This window comes from Falsiruegeria sp. JB4-1 (assembly GCF_055693495.1).
In genome coordinates this window covers 2,139,680-2,155,865 of sequence record NZ_JBVFTZ010000001.1, presented here as the reverse complement: position 1 = coordinate 2,155,865, position 16,186 = coordinate 2,139,680, and the positions used below count along the sequence as shown (strand labels likewise).

Sequence of the window (16,186 nt, the reverse complement as noted above, 5' to 3'; positions counted from 1 at the left end):
GAGTTGTCAGCAGTTCAAACTCAGAACAAAAAGGAGCCGCCCCAGGCCATCACGACCCAAGCGCCTTAAACTGTGCCTCTTGTTTGTCCGTCCAATGCACCGTCAAGGTGAAGCCGCTCTCGGTCTGTTCTTCTTCCTGAACGATATCTTGCTGGAACAGCCATGCGCGTTGGCGACCATCTGCAAACCCGAGCTCAAGCACGCTGGTATGTCGAGCCCCTTGTAGCTTGACCGCAATCGCCTCCAGCAAATTGTCCAGCCCCTGCCCCGTCAGCGCAGAAATGGCAAAAATGTCGTCTTCGCGGTCGGTCTTGGCCAAGATTGCATCGCGTTCATCCGGGTCAACCTGGTCCAGCTTGTTCCACACCTCGATACGCGGCCGGTCATCTTCCACGCCAAGTGAATTCAAAATGGTTTCCACATCCAGTGCCTGACTTTCGGTATCAGCATGGCTGATGTCGCGGACATGAACCACCAGATTGGCTCCAAGGACTTCTTCCAGCGTTGCCCTAAATGACGCCACGAGTTCGGTTGGCAAATTTGAAATAAATCCAACGGTATCAGACAGAATAATCTCGGGGCCGTCCGGCAAAACCACACGTCGCATGGTTGGATCCAAGGTAGCAAACAACATGTCCTTGGCCATGACCTCGGCCCCGGTCAAACGATTGAACAAGGTCGATTTACCGGCATTGGTGTAGCCTACAAGAGCAACGATCGGATACGGCACCTTGGCGCGAGCAGCTCGGTGCAAAGTGCGTGTCTTCACGACCTTTTCCAACTGCCGCCTCAGTCGAACCAATTGATCATCGATAGCGCGGCGGTCAGCCTCGATCTGGGTTTCACCAGGTCCGCCAACAAACCCCAATCCGCCCCGCTGTCGTTCCAGGTGGGTCCAGGCGCGGACAAGTCGGGTCCGTTGGTAAGACAGCGCGGCCATTTCAACCTGCAACACACCTTCACGGGTCCTCGCCCGGTCGCTGAATATCTCAAGGATCAGGCCGGTTCGGTCGAGGATCTTGACCTTCCACGCCTTTTCCAGATTGCGCTGCTGCACCGGGGTGACCGGCCCGTCGATCAGGACCAGTTCGACCTCATTGGCCTTGAATTGCGCCCCAAGCTCTTCGATCTTGCCCGAGCCAAACAGGTATCCGGGCTGTGGTTTTGGCAGGCGCACGATACCGGATCCGATCACATCCAGATCGGGTAATGCCGCGGCAAGAGAAACGGCCTCTTCAAGCGCCGGTTCGGGAACACGGCGGTTTTCGTCTGATTTAATCTCGGGATGCAGGACCCAAGCGCGGGTCAGCTCCCTTTCATGTTCCATCAAGAGGCGTCTTCGCCCTCATACAGGCTGATCGGCTGGGACGGCATGATGGTCGAGATCGCATGCTTGTACACCAACTGCGACTGTCCGTCGCGGCGCAGCAGCACGCAGAAATTGTCGAACCAGGTGATAACACCCTGCAATTTCACACCGTTGATCAGAAAAATAGTTACCGGAACCTTGGTTTTCCGCACATGATTCAGGAACGCATCCTGAAGATTCTGTCTGTCCGAAGCCATTTTCTTTAATTCTCGCCTTTGTTCTTGCTACGCACTGCGGACCAGTACGTCCCTCCAAGGGGAGTATGGAGTGAGGTGAAATGAGATTCCAGCCATAAAAAGCACCATGCTAACCTTACGTCAGCTTCAATGGCCTAATTTCGCCAGAGCGTTGGCGTCAACAAGGCGATGATTGCAAGTGTTTCCAATCTCCCCAGAACCATGGCGAAACACAGGACAATTTTGGATGCACCACTCAGTTCAGCCAAACGAATGGGGTCTTCTGCAGCAAAAATGATCAATGGCCCGGTAGTCGAAAGCGCCGCGATACTGAGTACCAAAGCCTCTTCCAAGCTGGACCCCAAGGCAGCCAACACGACTGAAATCAAAGCCAGAGACAGAGCGAACAGCATGAAGAAAATCCACGCAATGAACGCCCCATCTTTTTGGATACGACGGTTGCCAACCCCCTCGCCGCTGACTGACGAAGGGTGAACCAGGCGCTCCATCTCGCGCAGGCCGTTCAAATAGAGCGCAAACACCCGCAGCAGCTTTACACCGCCCGCCGTGGTGGCCACTCCGCCACCGATCAGCGCGAGCCCCATCAGGATCAAGCCTGGAGTGCCCAACCCCGACCAAGTGCGTGCCTCCTCCCAGTCTGAACTTTCAAAGCCCGTTGTGGTCAAGAAGGACAAAACAGTGAACATCCCCCCACAAGGAACGCAGCGCAAGTGTTGGATCCCCAACCATATCGACGTCATAGGCCGCCAGCCAATGTCGAAAGAACAAAAGAACCGGCACGCCAATGACGATCATCAACCCAATGCGGAATTCCGGGTCCTTATCCAGTCGCGCGTAGCCCTGGCTTGCCGTGTCGGCCGAAAAAGTCAGGCGGGACAGAGCAAAAAACATGAACAAGAAAAGGATCGCTTCGCCAGTCAGCCCTGCAGTTGATCCCCCGATACCGCCTACCGGAGAGATGCCAGACGTCGCCATGACGGACATGGCGTGACAGATCGCCGTCAGGCCCTGCTCGCCTGCGATCATCAGCAGGATCGACATCACCAGCGTCAAACCAGCATAAATCGGCGCCAGTGTGCGGGTTATCCGGATCAACCGTCCTCGCGGGTCACTGAGTTCGGCCTGATTGAAACCAGGAACCGTCCGCCCTGGTTGCCCGCGCGCGGTGACTTCAAACCCACCGAGTGACAAAGGAGCCAGGATGGCTGAAGCCGCAATCCACATCAACAAGCCACCGAACCATCCGACCTGTGCACGCCACAAATGCAACGGGTCAGCCAAGCGACCGGGTTCATTAAAAAGATCTGCACCCGTAGTCGTAATAGCGCTTACCATGTCGAAATATGCATTGAGAAAGCTTGTCGTCTGCAGCGCATCATGAAACGGAATCGCCAAAAACACCGGTAAAACTGCAAAAGTTGCCAACAGAACCAACAGCTGCCCCAGAGCGCCGCGTTTGGGTGTGTGCCCGCTGACCGCAATGGTGATCATCACCACGCCAAATAACCCCAGAATTCCGGAATAGAAAAACGACCGGGAAACGGGGTGGTTGTCCAGATAGAGCGCATGACCGGCCGGGATCCACATTGAAAGCGATGCAAAACCCCAGATCAACAGAAACAGCGGCAAGCGCCGTAACAATCCGACCTTTGGCTTTTGAACCCGCGTCATCAGAAAAAGTCGATCGAGACCTGCATGAGCCGCTCGACCTCTGGTACATCATCCGCCATCGAAAAGATGGCGACAACATCCCCTTCGTCGATACGCAACCCACCGGTTGGCCGCACAACCTCTTCACCTTTTAGAACTGCACCTACAAGAACACCTTCAGGGAAATCTATGTCTCTGAGCCTTGCTCCAGCCATGGGCGATGTCGAAAGGACTTCTGCCTCGATCACTTCAGCCTCGGCATCCCCTATGGAATAGACTTGCCGAACGCGACCGTGGCGAATGTGGCGCAGGATCGAACTGACAGTGGTCGCACGTGGATTGATGTAGGCGTCGATACCCATGGGGCTCATCAGCGGAACCAACGTGGGATCATTGATCAGGGCAATGGCCAACGGGCACCCTTCGGCTTTAGCCCGCACAGCCGCCAACATGTTGGTCTTGTCGTCATCAGTCACTGCCAACATCGCGTCCGCGCGTTCAATCCCGGCCTCTTTCAAAAGGGCCGCATCCAGACCATCGCCATTCAATACAATGGTCCGCTCCAAAGCTTCGGCTGCGCGTTCCGCCGAGGCCCGGTCCCTTTCGATCACCTTCGAGCGAATGCGTTTTTCCTGGTCTTCCAGTGTGCTTGCCACCTCCAAACCAACGTTTCCGCCTCCGACAATGACAACGCGATCCTGTTTTTTCTGTGTCTTACCAAAGACATCCATAGTTCTGTTCACGTCTTCGACATGAGAGAACACATAGCACTGATCCCCTACAAAAAGCTGATCGCCCGGCTCTGGGGCAAAGAGCGTCCCCTCGCGCCGAACGCCAACAACAATCGAGCGTAAGGTCGAAAACAGATCGGTCAGTTGCCGTAGTGGAGTGTTGATGATCGGGCAATCTTCGTGAATTACGATGCCCAACAACTGGGCTTGACCATTCATGAAGGTTTCCGTGTCAAAAGCTGCAGGCGCCGACAAACGACGCATGGCAGCGGCGGCGACCTCACGTTCAGGGCTGATGACAACGTCGATGGGCAGATGATCGCGACGGTACAAGTCCGAGTAAATTGCTGTGAGGTAGCTCTGCGACCGGAGGCGTGCGATCTTTCGCTGAATACCAAAGACCGAATGGGCCACCTGACAAGTGACCATGTTCACTTCGTCGGAATGAGTGGCAGCAATGATCATGTCCGCATCGCGAGCACCGGCCCGATCTAGAACATCCGGGTAGCTGGCAAAACCTGCAATACCCTGAACATCCAGCGTATCGGTTGCGCGTCGAACCAAGTCGGGGTTGTTGTCCACGACAGTTACGTCATTGAGCTCGCCTGACAGGTGACGCGCGATTTGCCAACCAACCTGACCGGCCCCGCAAATTATGACCTTCATACACCTTGGCCCTTTACTGCCTGAGAGTTTTGAATGGCAGATGGGGGGTTGAGCGTCAATTCAATTGTAAAAAGCAAATCAAGCGCGCAAAATGGCGTTATGAAAAAAGCTCTAGGTTTTCTGACGCTTGCGATGGTTCTGGGGGCCTGTTCCAGCCCCTTGGATGTTTACTACAAGCCGGGTGCGACGGTCTCGCGATTGCAGACCGACCAAACCCAATGCGAAGTCAAAGCGCTAAAGGATGCGCCGGTAGCCCAGGAAATTCGCCAACGCCCACCGATTTATTATCCCGGCTATCCAATTTGCGACGGATACGGGAATTGTTGGTACCGGCCCGGATTTTGGGCCGATGGTGGTGTCTATTCGGTCGATGTGAACAAGGATTTGCGCAACCGGGTCCTCACGCAATGCATGGCATCCAAGGGGTATAGCCCGGTTTCGATTCCACAATGCTCAAGCGGGGTAAAGGCCAGTGTATCCCCAGCCCGCACCACAAAACTGCCAGTCCTGACGGGAACGTCCTGTTACATCAAAAACAACGACGACAGCTACCAGATCGTGTCTCAGGTGGCCTCAAAACCAAACTGACGTTCTGGGAAAACAATCGCCAGAAGCGGCGGATTACTCCGCCGCTTCCGTTGTCTCTTCGTCGACATGCGCGACACGGGCACCGGCCTTAGTCGAAGTTACGACGCCCAAAGACTTCAGCTTGCGGTGCAGAGCGCTGCGCTCCATTCCAACAAAACTGGCCGTTCGACTGATATTGCCTCCAAACCGATTGATCTGAGTCAGCAGGTATTCCCTTTCAAACGCTTCTCGCGCCTCACGCAGCGGCAAGGTAGCAAGGGCACCCGACAACACCACACGCCCGTCGTCTGACTGTTTTTCTTCTTCATTCGGCAATTCACGTGCTTCGATCGGACCGCCGCTATCACCCAAGATCAATACCCGCTCCACCAGGTTCTTAAGTTGCCGCACGTTTCCGGGCCATTGCATTGTTTGCATCAATGCCACCGCTTCCTCGCTGAGCTCGCGCTGCGGCAGACCCTGGGAAGAATTGCACATTTCGATAAAGTGATCTGCCAATACAGGGATATCTTCGCGACGTTCCTCAAGCGATGGCACAGCAATCGGCACCACGTTCAGACGATGATAAAGCTCTTCGCGGAAACGTTCGGCTCGAGATCTCGGCATCAAGGTCTTTGTTGGTCGAAGAAATCACCCGCAAATCAACTCGAACCTTGTCGCTTCCGCCAACGCGTTGGAACTGTTGATCGACCAGAACCCGCAGGATTTTCGACTGCGTACCCAGGGGCATGTCAGCAACTTCATCAAAATAGACAACACCGCCATGCGCCTGTTCCAACAGCCCCGATTCCACACCACGTTCAGTCGACTCGCGGCCAAACAGCACCTCTTCCACACGCTCAGGTTCAATACCGGCACAGTTTACGGTCACAAATGGCGCGTTGGCGCGGTTGGAATGTGCATGGATGTAACGCGCCGCGATTTCTTTGCCAGCTCCTGCCGGACCTTTCAGCATGACGCGGCCATTGGATTTGGTAACCTTATCAAGCTGCCCTACCATCGTCCGATATGCTGCCGAACTGCCAATCATGTCAGAGCTTGTAACTTCGCGTCGCTTCAGCGCGCTGTTTTCCCGACGCAAACGTGACGCTTCCATCGCTCGACGGATCACAACCATCAACTGGTCGATGTTGAACGGCTTTTCGATAAAATCATAGGCGCCCTGCTTGATGGCAGCTACCGCAATTTCGATGTTGCCGTGACCAGATATGATGACCACAGGAACGTCTGGATTGTCCCGTTTGACGGCCTTCAGAATGTCGATCCCGTCCATGCGGCTGTCCTTGAGCCAGATATCCAGGATCAACAGGCCCGGAGGTTCCGAATTGATCTCGTTCATGCATTCATCCGAGTTTCCTGCCAAACGGGTCGAAAATCCTTCGTCCTCCAGGATATCGGAAACCAACTCACGAATATCGCGTTCGTCGTCGACGATCAGAATGTCACTCATCTTGTCCTGCTTTCACTAATTTCTTTGTCGCCTGTTCCATCGGCGCTTTGGATTTTCGCGGATCGGTCCGCATCAACCGGATCACGGCCATCGCGCCAAAATGGTCCTGTCCGTCAAATACCGGCGCATCCTCGAGTGTGAGAGTGCCGCCGTGTTCTTCGATGATTTTCTTGACGATCGGCAATCCCAGTCCGGTGCCTTCGTCGCGTGTGGTAACATAGGGCTCAAAGAGCCGCGCCCGATCTTCAGGCAGGCCTATACCGTTGTCGGCAATCTTGATCGTAATACCCGCATCACCTTCGTTCAGACTTACATGAATTTGCGGATCCAAGTTCTCAGGAGCGCCCTTTTGTTTAAGCGTCGCAATCGCTTCGCCTGCGTTCTTGATCAGGTTGGTCAGAGCCTGCGACAACATTGTCGCGTCGACATCCGTCATGATCGGTTGTTCTGGCAAATCTGACAGGATCCGCAAATCAGGTTGACCAGTTTCTTGCAGCAACACGGCATCGCGAACCAACTGAGTCAGATCTTCGGCCCGACGATCCGGTTCCGGCATACGAGCAAACTTAGAGAATTCGTCGACAATGCGACGCAGATCATTGGTCTGGCGAACGATCACATCTGTCATCGATTCAAGCTTTTCGCTGTCCTCTTCTGGCAGCATCCGCGAGAATTTTCTTTTGATCCGTTCCGCGCTCAACTGAATTGGCGTCAAAGGATTTTTGATCTCATGCGCAATTCTCCGAGCGACATCGCCCCAAGCTGCCATGCGTTGCGCACTGACGAGATCTGTAACATCATCAAAAGCAACAACATAGCCTTCCAACCCACCATCCTCTCCACGGCGGGTGGCCAATCGGACCAGAAGGTTTTCCAACCGACCCTTGCGGGTCACCTTGACCTCTCCTTGCGCGGTCTCGGATCCAGTTGACACCAGCGCCTCAAACAACGGCAAGAACTCTGGCACAGCGATTGCCAGTGCTAGACTTTGCTCGGCCCCGGACCAATCCAACAGACGCTCTGCCGAGCGATTGACAAAGGTCACTTTGCCGTCCGGATCAAGACCAACAACACCCGATGTCACCGACGACAAAACTGAATCAAACAACCTCCGCCGTTGCTCGATTTGTTGGGTGTTTTCAAGCAGCGCGTCGCGTTGCCCTTTGAGTTGTCGGGTCATCTGATTGAAGTAGCGGCCGAGCATTGCAATCTCGTCATCCCCACCATCATCCACGACCTGAACCGCCAAATCACCACCACCAACCCGCTGAGCGGCCGTGGTCAAACGGCCAACGGGCCTTGAAAGCCGTTCGGCAAACCACAACCCCAACCATACAGCCGCCAAAAGCAATATGACCGCGAACCCCAAGTAAAGCAGTCCGAATTGAAAGAGCACTCGCCCCCTTTCACTTTCGAGTTGCTGATAGAACTTTGCTGTTTCCTTGGTGTCATCAAGAAGGTTCAACAGTTGGCCATCCACCTCGCGACTGACATAGAGGTACCGATCCAAAAACGCATTCAATGGAACAAGCGCACGAAACTCGTTGTTGTCCCAATCCTGTATGATCAGTAGCCCCCTCTCCTGGGCCTCGGTGATTTGCGCTGGACTTGGTCGTTCAAAATCAAAAAGATAAGAGCGGGCACCACGAAACCGGATGTCACCCGTGCCATCGATCACGTAAGCCTCGCGTAGACCCCTTTGAATCTGGGATTGTCCCTGCGCGAGCAGCTGACGGAATTCCGCATCGTTAATAAAGAAATTGACGCCACGACTTTGGTCCAGAAACTGCGCCAGCACCAAAGCGTCTTCAGAAAGATCTACGCGTTGTTCATTCTCATAGGCCTCGGCGGCTGTCAGTGACGAACCAACCACGGCACGAACCCGATCAGAAAACCATCCTTCAAGACCAACGTTGAGCGTTAACCCGGCAAATATCGCAACCGTCACAGCCGGAATGAGAGCCAAAAGAGCAAAGACACCGATCAAGCGTAAGTGCAGGCGGGAACCCGCCGACTTGGCTCTACGAGCCGCGATCAGACGCCCCACTTGCCCCAGTACAAGAGCAGCCAGAACCAGAATGTAGACGAGATCGGCCAGAAGGATGAGTCGCAGTGACAAGGACGACGCACCTTGATCAAATGGACCAATTGCCAGGAAAGTGGCGAGAGTCAGAACAGGGCCCAGAACCACAAGGCCCAAGGTCCCGATATTGCGGGCTTTTCGGGTTTTTCGCCACCGGCTAATCGAAAAGATTGGCCCGTTCTGTGACCGGGTTGCCACCTTCTGCCCTCATTCTGATGTGTCGCATGCGCGACGAACCGCCATATTTCGTGATCTGTCCTAGGCTACAACCCAGATGTCACGGTTTGTGTGGCGATATTACATCAGTTTGCGACGCCGTGTCACCTGAATATCGAGATCGGTGATCTTTTTTCGCAGCGTATTTCGATTGATCCCCAAAAGGTCAGCGCATTTGGCTTGGTTTCCACCCGTCGCATCCAAAGCGATTTCAATGAGTGGTGCCTCAATCTCGCGCAGAATACGCTGGTACAAACCCGGCGGGGGTAGCATGTTCCCGTGCAGATCGAAATAGCGCCGAAGATGCCGTTCAACCGACGCCGACAATTTCTCGGTATCGCCGCCCCCCAGAACGGGTTCGACTTCGGGTTGGCTGCCAAGAACCAGTTCGACCTCTGTTCGTGAAATTTCATCTGCGCGGCTGGTCAATCCAAGGCGGCGTACAGCGTGTTCCAACTGCCTTACGTTGCCGGGCCAGCTGTAGACGCGGAACAGCTCCTTTGCCTCGTTGCTCAGCCAACGTTTGGGAGCGCCATCACGTTCGGCACGCGCCAGAAAATGTTCCGTCAGCAACGGGATATCGTCGACCCGCTCGCGCAAAGCAGGCACCTGGATCGGCGCTCCGCACAGGCGATAATACAAGTCCCGGCGCACGCGCCCTTGCTCCATCGCCTTGGACAGATCACCCTGGCTGGTCGCCATAAACCGCGGCACGTGATCTCCCGGTGCGTCCATCATGCGCACAATTCGGGCCTGGATCTCGTCATCGATATCGGTGATTTCGTCAATGAGCAGCGTACCGCCCTTAACCCTTGCAAGAACCCGTGCAGGTCCTTCGAGGTCCTGCAAGTCTGCCCCTGTGACGGTCACAAAGGGCAAGGTGCGTCGGTCTGAAAAGTCATGAATAGCTCTGCCGATCAATGATTTACCCGTGCCGCTTTCACCCGAAATCATCACCGGCAAGTCTGTATTCATGACTTTGGCTACCAACCGGTAAAGAGCCTGCATGGCCGGTGTGCGCCCAACAAGCGGCAATTCATCCGAGCGCTCGCCAGCCTCATCCGCAGGTGTCGTCGGCGTTTTGCGTTTTTGCTCCAACGCCCGCGCGGTCCGCTTCATAAGATCTGGCAGATCAAAGGGCTTGGGTAGATAGTCATATGCCTCGGCTTCGGCCGCCTGAATAGCGGTCATGATGGTGTTCTGGGCTGAAATCACGATGACCGGCAAGCCTGGGCGGTCTTCGGCGATCTTTGGCAGCATCTCCAGCCCGTTGCCATCGGGCATGACCACGTCCGAGATCACCACGTCACCCTTGCCTTCGCCAACCCACCGCATCAGCGTTGTCAACGAGCTGGTGGCGTGCACCTTGCACCCAGCCCGGGTCAGCGCCTGGGTCAGTACCGTGCGAATTGTGCGGTCGTCGTCAGCAACCAGAACCGTGCCATCCATGCCAGTTTACTCCTTATCCATATGTCCGCGCGGAACCCGCGGCAGCGACAGGCGGAACACCGTGCGTCCCGGCACAGACGTGACCGAGACCCAGCCGTTGTGGTCCGATATGATTTTGCTCACCAGGGCCAGACCCAGCCCGGTGCCGTTCTCACGCCCCGAGACAAAGGGATCAAAGATGTCGTCCTTGATCTTGTCCGGCAGGCCAGGGCCATCGTCGATGATCTCGATCTGTAAGGGCAGCGATTGACCTGTGCCATCCGAGCGGCGCAGGCGAAAACTGTGTTCGAAATAGCTGCGCAGACGGATGGTGCCACCCTGTTGGCCCGCCACCTCGGAGGCGTTGCGCAGCAGGTTCGAAATGACCTGCAACAGCTGATCCGGGTCTCCAAAGGCCATCGGGAGCGACGGGTCGTAATCCTCAATGATGGTCATATGCGCGCCAAACCCAAGCTGTGCCGAACGGCGGGCACGGTCCAAAACATCGTGGATGTTGACCGGTTTGAAATCGGGCGCGCTGAGGTTTCCGAACTGCTCCACCTGTTCCAACAGTTTTACGATCCGGCGACTTTCGGCAACAATTAGATCAGTAAGTTCAAGGTCTTCGGCAGCAAGGTTCATGCTCAACAACTGCGCTGCCCCGGTGATCCCGGCCAGTGGGTTCTTAATCTCATGAGCCAACATCTCAGCCATGCCAATCGCCGATTGTGCTGCGGATTTGACTGTGTGGTTCTGGGTCATTCGCCCAGCCAGTTCGCGGGGCGTGATGATCATGATCATTGTTCCCCGGTGCCCAACAAGAGGCGCGATCTGCAACGCGCATTGCAGTGGAGCGTGGCTGCCCGAGCCGACATCAATGTCGTTGACGAACAGAGGTGTGCCATTGGTGCGGGCACGTTCAAATGCCTCTTCAATCGGCGCATCAATCGCGATCTGGTCCCAGACCGGCGTGCCTTCAACTGCTTTTTTCGATGCATTCAAAAAGCCTTCGCCGAGCAGAGTTCACATCGGCGATCTTGTCTTGTGCATCAATAAGGAAGGTTGGAACCGGCAAGGAGGCCCAGATGGAATGATCCGATGTCACGCGGCGACCTCCTTGGATGGGGTCAAGGCATCGGCCAACAGGCGTGTGACCTCTTCCGTGTCGCGCGACGTCAGAACGGCGCGGCGCAGCGGTGCAGCGGTGCCCGCCTCGTCCATGTACCAGCCCAGATGTTTGCGCGCGACGCGCAGGCCCAGATCAGCGCCGTAGAAAGAAAGCATCGCGTGGTAGTGGCGCGTTACCATATCAACCAGATCGACGCCTTGCGGAATGATGGGCGCAGGTGTGCCGTACAGATCATGCGAGACCTGCGCCAGCAACCAGGGTTTACCCTGGGCGCCTCGCCCGATCATCACACCCGCCGCACCGGACAACTCCAGCGCCTGACGGGCAGTCTCTGTACTGACGATGTCGCCGTTTGCCACAACTGGCACATCCACTGCTTCGGTCACTGACCGGATTGCCGCCCAATCCGCGTGACCTTTGTAGAACTGACACCGGGTGCGCCCGTGGATTGTCACCATCTGCACGCCTGCATCCTGCGCACGACGCGCCACGTTCGCGGCATTCAGCAGCTTGTCGTCCCACCCCAGCCGAGTCTTGAGGGTCACGGGCACATCCACCGCCTCTACCACCGCCTCGATCAATGTCAGGGCGTGATCGGGGGTCTTGAGAAGGGCCGAGCCGGAATAACCGTTGGTCACTTTCTTGGCCGGACAGCCCATGTTGATGTCGATGATACGGGCGCCTTGGTCCGCGACTTGCCGCGCAGCCTCGGCCATCCAGGTCGCTTCGCGCCCCGCAAGTTGCACAGCGGTGTTTTCAACATCCGCGCTCAGCTCGGCGCGTTCACGCACGCCCGGCTTGGCCTGAACCATCTCTTGGCTGGCGACCATTTCGCTCACCACCAGGCCCGCGCCGAAGCTGGACACCAGATCGCGAAACGGGCGGTCAGTGATTCCAGCCATCGGGGCGAGGACCACGGGTGGGGTCAGCTCTTTGTTGGCAAGACGGAGGGTCAAGATGCCTAATCCTTGTGCATGTGCTACGTTGGTAACGAAACGCCCCTAATCGCACAATGAAACGGACTGTTTCAAGGCCCATCAAAACAGCATATGCCTAATTTTTAGGCAAGGTGACGCAGGTGATTGCCGAAACGCGCGCCACCTCATAAACAGTCCCCACCAGATCAGGAGCGTCCAAGCCATGACCACAGCCGCCATAATCGTCGCCGCAGGACGCGGCCAACGTGCGGGTGGCGGCGTACCCAAGCAATGGCGTCCACTGGCCGGTCGGCGCGTGGCGGATTGGACGTTGGCGCAATTCGAAATTGCTGGCTTGGATCATATCGTTCTGGTGCTGTCGGCAGAGGACACTGATGCGTGGGCCGAGTTCGAGGGCGGTCGGTACACTCTGTCCACAGGCGGCACAGACCGCGCAGGATCAGTGCGTAACGGGTTGGCGGCATTGGAAAACCAAGGTGTAACCAAGGTTTTGATTCATGATGTTGCGCGCCCGTGTGTCAGTGCGCAAATTATCTCGGATATTCTGGCGGCTCTGGATGAGTATCCTGCTGCCGCTCCGGGTCTTGCGGTAACAGACGCGCTCTGGAGCGGTGCAATGGGGCAAGTGACTGGCACACGGGACCGCGATGGCCTTTATGCGGCTCAAACCCCGCAAGGATTTCACTATGACGCCATTGTGGCTGCACACAACACCCACACCGGTGGCGCTGCGGATGATGTGCAGGTGGCGCGGGACGCGGGCCTGCCGGTGGCAATTGTGCCCGGCGACGCGGACAATCTGAAAATAACAAGGCCTGAGGATTTTGCCCGGGCCGAACGCATACTAAGGACGGATATGGATATCAGGCTGGGCAATGGATACGACGTACATCGTTTTGGTGATGGCGATCACGTGGTGCTCTGCGGTGTTAAGGTGCCACATGAGCGCGGGCTTCAGGGGCATTCGGACGCGGATGTGGGTATGCATGCTGTCACGGACGCGATCTATGGTGCATTGGCGCAGGGTGACATCGGCCAGCACTTCCCCCTTCCGATCCACAGTGGAAGGGCGCAGCGAGCGAGATCTTCTTGCGTCACGCTGTCGAACTGGCCGCCTCGATGGGCTATCGCATCTCCAACGTCGACTGCACGTTGGTCTGCGAGTATCCAAAGATCGGACCACATTCGGCCGCCATGCGCAGTGAAATGGCGCGGATCATGGGACTGAGCGAGGGGCAGGTTTCGGTCAAGGCCACCACATCTGAACGTTTAGGTTTTACCGGGCGCAGCGAAGGCATCGCCTCGCTGGCCACTGCTTGCCTGGTGTCGGCATGATCGGTCTGGCAAAGGCCATCGCCACAGTCGGCGGCGTCGGCTACCTGCGCCCTGCGCCGGGCACCTGGGGGTCGCTGGCTGCCCTGCCCCTGACCTATGTGTTGCACCAATTGGGTGGCTTTCCTCTGCTGGCAGTAGCTACCGTCGTTGTGATCGTCGCCGGGATCTGGGCCACCGGGGTCATGACCGCCGGGCAAGACGACCACGACCCGTCTGAGATCGTGATTGATGAGGTCGCTGGCCAGTTCATCGCGCTCATGGCTATCTCCTACCCGGCGTGGTCCCATGGGATCGAGATCACCGCGCTCTGGCCCGGTTGGATCGCTGGGTTCTTATTGTTCCGTCTTTTTGACATCACAAAACCCGGCCCTATCGGGTGGGCCGACCGACGCGGCGATGCGCTTGGGGTGATGCTGGACGACCTGATCGCAGGCGTCTTTGCCGCCATCGGTGTAGCGCTACTGGCTGGCTTTTCGCATGGGGTTCTGGGACTTTGACTGTAACTGAGCTGTTGGAAGAGGCGAAACGGTTGGGCGTCATGATCGCCACCGCCGAAAGCTGTACGGGGGGCATGGTTGCCGCCGCGCTCACCGACATCCCCGGCAGTTCCTCCGTGGTCGAACGCAGCTTTGTCACCTACACCAACCGCGCCAAGCAAGAAATGCTGGGCGTGAAACCCGCAACCTTGGACGCGGTCGGCGCGGTCTCTGAAGAAGTTGCGCTTGAGATGGCAGAGGGCGCCCTGGCACATGCCCCGGTGCAGTTGACGGTCTCGATCACCGGCATCGCCAGCCCCGGCGGGTCCGAGTTCAAACCGGAAGGACGCGTTTGCTTTGGGCTAGCGGGAACGGGACTGCTCACCACCACCGAAACCATCGAGTTCGGCGCCCTTGGCCGCGACCAAGTGCGGCTCGCGGCGCGGGATCATGCGCTAAAGCTCTTGCAGGCAGGGCTTTCGCGCATCGCTGAAAATAAGGGCGGCTGACCAAAACAGCGCCCATTATTTCACCACATCGCAAAAAGCGTCAAAAACAGGCGGGGTTTACGGCAGGTGCCTCTTTTTTCCTCAAGCGGCATTGGTTTTGAACACACAAAACCACTCGCTTACCGAAAAGGAGAGGCCCCATGAATGGAGCCGATACAGCCTGGATCATTGTGGCAACCGCCCTGGTCCTGTTCATGACACTACCGGGACTTGCCTTGTTCTATGGCGGTCTGGTGCGTGCCCGAAATGTACTCAGCGTGTTCATGCATTGCTTTGCCATTGCCTGTTTGATGAGCATCCTGTGGCTGGTCGCAGGATATTCCATCGCCTTTGGCAGCGGTACATCAGGGTATTGGGGCGGGTTGGACAAGATGTTCCTGCTGGACATCACGCCAGACACCCTGTCGGGCACCCTGCCCGAGATCCTGTTCTTTGCCTTTCAGATGACGTTCGCCATCATCACACCGGCCCTGATCGTTGGCGCTTATGTAGAACGTGTTGGCTTTGGTTTTGTCCTGACCTTTTCGGGCCTCTGGATGCTGCTGTGTTATGCGCCCGTGGTCCATTGGATCTGGGGCGGTGGTTTCTTGGCTGATGGCGGTATCTTTGGTGACACAGGTGTGAAAGATTTTGCAGGCGGCATCGTAGTGCACGAAACTGCAGGTTTGGCTGCTCTGATCATCGCCGTCTTTCTTGGCCCGCGCCGTCATCGCACCACCCCACCGCACAGCCCGGGCTATGTGATGATCGGTGCTGCGATGCTGTGGGTCGGCTGGTTTGGCTTCAACGGCGGCTCGCAGCTGGCGGCCGATGGTGGTGCCGCGATGGCGCTGACCGTAACGCATATCTCCGCGGCGACTGCTTCACTGACATGGGCGTTGTGGGAAAAGATCAAATACGGCAAGGCGTCGATGGTGGGTCTTGTGACCGGTACGATTGCCGGTCTAGCCTCGATCACACCTGCATCCGGTTTTGTTGACCCTGTTCAGGCGCTGATCATCGGCGCTGTGGCTGGTATCCTGTGTCAAGAAGCCGTGAATGTTGTGCGCAATCTGCTGAAAATCGACGACACGCTGGACGTCTTTGCCGTGCATGGTGTTGGCGGCATCTTTGGCACCATCATGATCGCGGTCTTCGGCCTGGGAAGCTGGGCCGCACAGCTGGGTGGCCTGGTCATCGTGGGTGTCTTCACGGCAGTTGTGACCGTAATATTGGTGAAACTGGTTGCACTTGTCACCCCGCTTCGCGTAGACGCCGAGACCGAAACAAATGGTCTGGACCTTAGCGTACACGGCGAACGGGCCTATGACATAAGCAGCTGAGCCCACCTTGGCTGACTTATGCCCGCAAGGGCAGCGAAAAGCGGACCTCTTGGGAGGCCCGCTTTTCTAGCTTTAAGAGGTTGGACTATCCTCAGGGGC

At 56.7% G+C, this 16,186-nt stretch carries 10 protein-coding genes and 4 pseudogenes; 5 read left to right on the top strand and 9 right to left on the bottom strand.

Annotated features, from left to right (window positions below; translation table 11 throughout):
* Positions 1-49: 49 nt before the first annotated feature.
* The 4 genes and pseudogenes from hflX to trkA all read right to left on the bottom strand — a co-directional run bounded on the left by hflX (position 50) and on the right by trkA (position 4,613).
* Positions 50-1,327 (bottom strand): GTPase HflX, encoded by a 1,278-nt coding sequence (gene hflX, locus ACZ1HE_RS11040; protein WP_472620796.1) that lies wholly within the window; start codon positions 1,325-1,327, stop codon positions 50-52.
* Positions 1,327-1,566: an RNA chaperone Hfq gene (gene hfq, locus ACZ1HE_RS11035; RefSeq protein ID WP_007119530.1), complete on the bottom strand. Its 240-nt coding sequence runs from the start codon at positions 1,564-1,566 to the stop codon at positions 1,327-1,329. Before hfq ends, hflX begins: the two co-directional genes overlap by 1 nt.
* A gap of 134 nt (positions 1,567-1,700) precedes the next feature.
* A pseudogene (locus ACZ1HE_RS11030) lies at positions 1,701-3,237 on the bottom strand (TrkH family potassium uptake protein).
* A complete protein-coding gene (gene trkA, locus ACZ1HE_RS11025) occupies positions 3,237-4,613 on the bottom strand; it encodes a Trk system potassium transporter TrkA (RefSeq protein WP_472620795.1) in 1,377 nt (458 codons plus the stop codon). The pseudogene ACZ1HE_RS11030 and the gene trkA overlap by 1 nt, the downstream one beginning before the upstream one ends.
* Positions 4,614-4,712: 99 nt before the next feature.
* Here trkA and ACZ1HE_RS11020 point away from each other — a divergent pair, with 99 nt between their 5' ends.
* The gene (locus tag ACZ1HE_RS11020; RefSeq protein WP_472620794.1) at positions 4,713-5,201 is read left to right on the top strand and encodes a hypothetical protein; all 489 of its coding nucleotides are present in this window, start codon (positions 4,713-4,715) and stop codon (positions 5,199-5,201) included.
* Positions 5,202-5,234: 33 nt separating this feature from the next.
* On the opposite strand, the pseudogene ntrX reads toward ACZ1HE_RS11020, so the two are convergent.
* The 5 genes and pseudogenes from ntrX to dusB form a co-directional block, all read right to left on the bottom strand.
* Positions 5,235-6,651: pseudogene (ntrX, locus tag ACZ1HE_RS11015) on the bottom strand (nitrogen assimilation response regulator NtrX).
* The gene (locus ACZ1HE_RS11010) at positions 6,644-8,932 is read right to left on the bottom strand and encodes a sensor histidine kinase NtrY-like (RefSeq protein ID WP_472620793.1); all 2,289 of its coding nucleotides are present in this window, start codon (positions 8,930-8,932) and stop codon (positions 6,644-6,646) included. The pseudogene ntrX and the gene ACZ1HE_RS11010 overlap by 8 nt, the downstream one beginning before the upstream one ends.
* 99 nt (positions 8,933-9,031) lie before the next feature.
* Complete coding sequence (locus ACZ1HE_RS11005) at positions 9,032-10,399, bottom strand: response regulator (RefSeq protein ID WP_472620792.1); 1,368 nt, start codon at positions 10,397-10,399, stop codon at positions 9,032-9,034.
* A gap of 6 nt (positions 10,400-10,405) precedes the next feature.
* Positions 10,406-11,483, bottom strand: a pseudogene (locus tag ACZ1HE_RS11000) (two-component system sensor histidine kinase NtrB).
* Positions 11,480-12,463, bottom strand: coding sequence for a tRNA dihydrouridine synthase DusB (gene dusB, locus ACZ1HE_RS10995; RefSeq protein WP_472620791.1), 984 nt, complete (start codon positions 12,461-12,463; stop codon positions 11,480-11,482). The pseudogene ACZ1HE_RS11000 and the gene dusB overlap by 4 nt, the downstream one beginning before the upstream one ends.
* A gap of 184 nt (positions 12,464-12,647) precedes the next feature.
* Here dusB and ACZ1HE_RS10990 point away from each other — a divergent pair.
* The 4 genes and pseudogenes from ACZ1HE_RS10990 (at position 12,648) to ACZ1HE_RS10975 (ending at position 16,087) form a co-directional block, all read left to right on the top strand.
* Positions 12,648-13,780: pseudogene (locus ACZ1HE_RS10990) on the top strand (bifunctional 2-C-methyl-D-erythritol 4-phosphate cytidylyltransferase/2-C-methyl-D-erythritol 2,4-cyclodiphosphate synthase).
* Positions 13,777-14,277 (top strand): phosphatidylglycerophosphatase A family protein, encoded by a 501-nt coding sequence (locus ACZ1HE_RS10985; RefSeq protein WP_472620790.1) that lies wholly within the window; start codon positions 13,777-13,779, stop codon positions 14,275-14,277. Before ACZ1HE_RS10990 ends, ACZ1HE_RS10985 begins: the two are co-directional and overlap by 4 nt.
* Positions 14,274-14,765: a CinA family protein gene (locus tag ACZ1HE_RS10980; RefSeq protein WP_472620789.1), complete on the top strand. Its 492-nt coding sequence runs from the start codon at positions 14,274-14,276 to the stop codon at positions 14,763-14,765. The genes ACZ1HE_RS10985 and ACZ1HE_RS10980 overlap by 4 nt, the downstream gene beginning before the upstream one ends.
* A 140-nt stretch (positions 14,766-14,905) precedes the next feature.
* Positions 14,906-16,087, top strand: coding sequence for an ammonium transporter (locus tag ACZ1HE_RS10975; protein WP_472620788.1), 1,182 nt, complete (start codon positions 14,906-14,908; stop codon positions 16,085-16,087).
* The last annotated feature ends 99 nt before the right edge of the window (positions 16,088-16,186 follow it).